We start from the raw sequence: 3,709 nt of genomic DNA, 5'->3' as shown, positions 1-3,709 counted from the left end.
CGGCTGATGCTGCGCAGGCTCGCCGCCGAGTACGAGCTCACGATGGTCCACGTGACGCACGACCGTGACGAGGCGCTGGCGATCGGCGACCAGGTCGCGGTGCTCAACCGGGGCCGACTCGTGCAGGTGGGGTCGCCCGCCGAACTCGATGCCTCGCCGAACAGTGAGTTCGTGGCGCGCTTCCTGCACGACGCGACCTGTGTGGCCGGCAGCATGGTCGACGGCCGGTTCCGCTCGGACGACGGCAGGGTCGTGGTGCACCCCGACGCGCTGGACTTCCCGTCCGGATCCGTCGAGGGCCCCGCGCACCTCGCGCTACCGCCCGACGGCGTGGAACTCGTGGATGAGCCCACCGGCGACGGCGTTCTCCCCGTCGAGGTGGTCACCAGTCTCTACGGGCGTCGTGGTCGTACGGTGATCTGCCGGTCCGGCAACCTCGAACTGCGCGTGCTGACCACGGGTGTCGACGAGACGTCCCCGACCGCGCGCGGCGCGCGGGTGAGGCGCGGGTTCGTCTACCCGAGGTAGGCCGACCGGCCGTGGCCGTCTCAGCGCGCAGTGTCGGTCACGGCACAGTGTCGGTCACGGCACGCTGGCGGCCACGGCTCGGGACGTCAGTGGACCGACGCGCCGCCGTCGACCGGGATCTCCCCGCCTGAGACGTAGTAGGCCTGGTCCGAGGCCAACCAGGCGACGGCGTTGGACACGTGGATCGATTCGATCCAGGCCTTGCCCATGGGGTTGAGGCCGGCGAAGGCGTCGTGGGCGTCCTCGGCCTGCGGGTCGTCCAGGTCGGGTCGGAAGAGCCCGTACGTCTTGGCGTTCTTGACCATCGGTGTGTCGATTGAGTTGGGGTGGATCGTGTTGACCCTGATGCCGTGCGGGCCGAGTTCGTTGGCCAGGACCTTCATCAGGCCGACGATGCCGTGCTTGGCAGCGGTGTACGCGGCCACGTTCGCCAGGCCCTTGAAGCCGGCGAGCGAGGAGATGATGATGACCGACCCGCCCGGGCCGGCGGCGAGGAGGTGCTCGGCTGCCGCCGCGTAGGTGTGCCAGACGCCGGTGAGGTTGATGTCCTGGATGTCGTTCCAGGATTGTTGCTCGATCTTGTGGGTCTCCTGGCCGAAGGTGAAGATGCCGGCGTTGGCCACGATGATGTCGAGGCTCCCCAGTTCGGCGACCCCGGCCGAGACCGCGTCGGTGAGTGCGGGCAGGTCGCGGACGTCGGCGACGCGGGCGACGATGCGGCGACCCTGTGCCTCGACCAGGCGCACGGTCTCGTCGAGGTCCTTTTGCGTTGGAAGCGAGTAGAAGCCCTCGAGCGAGGCGATCGGTGCGCAGATGTCGACGGCGATGATGTCCGCGCCGTCCTCGGCGAGCCGTACCGCGTGGCTGCGCCCCTGTCCTCGCGCGGCTCCGGTGATGAATGCGACCTTGCCGTCCAGTGTGCCTGCCATGATCTGGTCCTCTCGTTCGAGAAGTCGTGGGGGTGTCCACGGTGGCCGGCACGACGTGTCGCAGCGGCGGTCACCACGGTGGCGAGGGCCTCGAGCCGATACTCGGGGAGGGAAGCCGAGTCGGGGGAGGGGGAGGGGATGCGGCCGAGGCTGTCGGGCGCCGCATCGGAGCTCACGGGAGTCCCGATCTGCGACGCTCGTCGCTCTCTGCAGTGTCGCATGACCCCCTCTGGCGCACGGTCTTTCTCGCCCATCCGGGCCTGTTCTCCACCGACGAGCGAGTGAGCGGTCCAGAAGAAATCGGGTTGTACCGCCGCGCTCGCGATACCGGTGCTGCACGCTGAAACGTGATCGCGCCTCCATCTCCCCTCGTTGTCAGCGGGCGGTGACGACATGGGGCACGCCACGACGGGAGCACCTATGTCCGAGCAAGTGGAATCCTGGCACGAAGCACGACTGATCCCCACGTCTGGGATTTCAGGGGCTGAGGAGCAGGAACGTCGGGCCACCTCAGCACTTCTGGCCGTCATGGCTGTTGTCAAGGAGTTCGGCCGTGCTTTGCTGAAACCACTGGGAGCGCCTGCGGGAGTCATTGAGACCTACATCGAAGTCCCCTTCGAGCTCGGCGAGAAGAAGTGCTTTCCCGATGGTTTGATACGGATCCGACGGGGCAAGCTGACGTGGACCGCTCTGGTGGAGGTCAAAACCGGCCGGAATGTCCTCGAAACCGAGCAGCTCGAGACGTACCTGGACGTCGCGAGGTCCCAGGGCTTCGACGCACTCATCACCATCAGCAACGAGATCCCACCGATGCTCGGTGAGCATCCGACCAGGGTCGACAAACGCAAGATCCGCAAAGTAGCTCTGCACCACTGGTCCTGGACTCTCGTGCTCTCCACCGCAGTCCTGCAGAAGGAGCACCGAGGTGTGTCGGATCCCGAGCAGGCCTGGATCCTCGGTGAGCTGATCCGTTATCTCGAGCACCCCAGGTCCGGCGCTATGGAGTTGGAGGATATGGGCGCCCACTGGGTGAGCGTTCGTAACGCTGTCGCCTCGGGGACCCTGCGCCCCGGTGATCCCGGTGCCGCTGAGGTAGTTGCGCGATTCGACGGCCTGCTCCGTTTTGTCACCCTGCGCCTCGGGAGACAGCTCGGGACCGACGTCATCCAGGTTCGTAGCAGAAAGGAGGCCGCTGATCCGTCTCTCCGCGCGCAGGCAGTCCTGGCCAGCTTGGTGGCCGACGGCCGGATGACTGGTGCGATCCGTATCCCGGACACTGTGGCTCCGATACACGTGACGGCCGACCTCAGGGCGTCCCAGGTCACGTGCCAGGTTGAGGTGGAGGCGCCCAAATCCAGTCGCGCGGCGACGCGTGTCAGTTGGTTGATTCGCCAACTGAAGCACGCGCCCGAGGGCACGCGTATTGAGGCGTTCGTGGCCAATGCGCGCGGACCCGGCACGGCAGAGTTGCTGGGTAAGGCCAGGGACGACCCATCGTCCCTCATTGCCGACCCCAAGAAAGAGATCAAGAAGTTCCAGGTCACGATGATCGTCCCGTTGGGCACGAAGAAGGCGCGCGGAAGGGGGAGTTTCATCGACTCGGTTGTCGACGTGGTCGACGACTTCTACAGCGACGTGGTCCAGCACATCAAGGGGTGGACGCCTCGTCCACCACAACTGCGCGAGTTCGAGCCCGAGACCGTTCAGCCACCGGAGATCGCGTCGGTCGCCCTCTCGTCACAGGACGGCGCGGAGACCGCAGACGCGAACCCAGCTGAGAACGATGCAGGGCGGTAGCTGCAGGTGAACAGCAGCGGATGGCGCCGAGCAGAGGTCACGACTGGTCGAGCCGCGTCACCACCCCCCGGTCGCCGTCCACGCGGACGCGGTCGCCGGTCCGCAGCGTCTGCGTGGCCACCAGGGTGTTGACCACGCAGGGCAGGCCGTACTCGCGCGCGACCACGGCCCCGTGGGAGACCGAACTGCCGATGTCGGTGACCAGTGCCGCGATCACCGTGAAGTACGGCGTCCAGCCCACGTCCGTGACCGGCGCGACCAGGATCTCTCCCGGCTGCACCTCGCGGGCATCGACGATGGACCTCGCCACCCGCACCACGCCCTCCACCGATCCGCGGCTGGCGGGCCGGCCGATGATCTCGCCGCCCGCCGCCTCGCGCGGGGGCCGGGCGATCAGCGGGACCGGGCGGCCAACCGAGACGTCGGGGAACTCCAGGACGTCCTGGAACGCCAGA

The 3,709-nt window shown here is 67.3% G+C and carries 3 protein-coding genes and 1 pseudogene; 2 read left to right on the top strand and 2 right to left on the bottom strand.

Translation table 11 applies throughout. The features are described 5' to 3' along the window. Positions 1–528: pseudogene (locus G6027_RS09215) on the top strand (hypothetical protein); the annotation flags it as partial. Between the two features lie 86 nt (positions 529–614). On the opposite strand, the gene G6027_RS09210 reads toward G6027_RS09215, so the two are convergent. Continuing rightward, positions 615–1,457 (bottom strand): mycofactocin-coupled SDR family oxidoreductase, encoded by an 843-nt coding sequence (locus tag G6027_RS09210; RefSeq protein ID WP_182636906.1) that lies wholly within the window; start codon positions 1,455–1,457, stop codon positions 615–617. Positions 1,458–1,877: 420 nt separating this feature from the next. Between G6027_RS09210 and G6027_RS09205 the strand changes: the two genes are divergently transcribed. After that, positions 1,878–3,254: a hypothetical protein gene (locus G6027_RS09205; RefSeq protein WP_206682483.1), complete on the top strand. Its 1,377-nt coding sequence runs from the start codon at positions 1,878–1,880 to the stop codon at positions 3,252–3,254. Positions 3,255–3,291: 37 nt separating this feature from the next. On the opposite strand, the gene G6027_RS18780 is transcribed toward G6027_RS09205, so the two are convergent. Beyond that, positions 3,292–3,709, bottom strand: a 418-nt coding sequence (locus tag G6027_RS18780) for a PEP-utilizing enzyme (protein WP_241726981.1), incomplete at its 5' end; no start/stop codon positions are given.

Source organism: Dietzia sp. SLG310A2-38A2, assembly GCF_014145095.1.
Lineage (GTDB): Bacteria > Actinomycetota > Actinomycetes > Mycobacteriales > Mycobacteriaceae > Dietzia.
This window is presented reverse-complemented; position numbering and strand designations above follow the sequence as displayed.

Bases quoted from the DNA above. Each gene is read 5' to 3' on its own strand.
- G6027_RS09210 (WP_182636906.1), bottom strand. From the start codon at position 1,457: ATGGCAGGCACACTGGACGGCAAGGTCGCATTCATCACCGGAGCCGCG.
- G6027_RS09205 (WP_206682483.1), top strand. From the start codon at position 1,878: ATGTCCGAGCAAGTGGAATCCTGGCACGAAGCACGACTGATCCCCACG.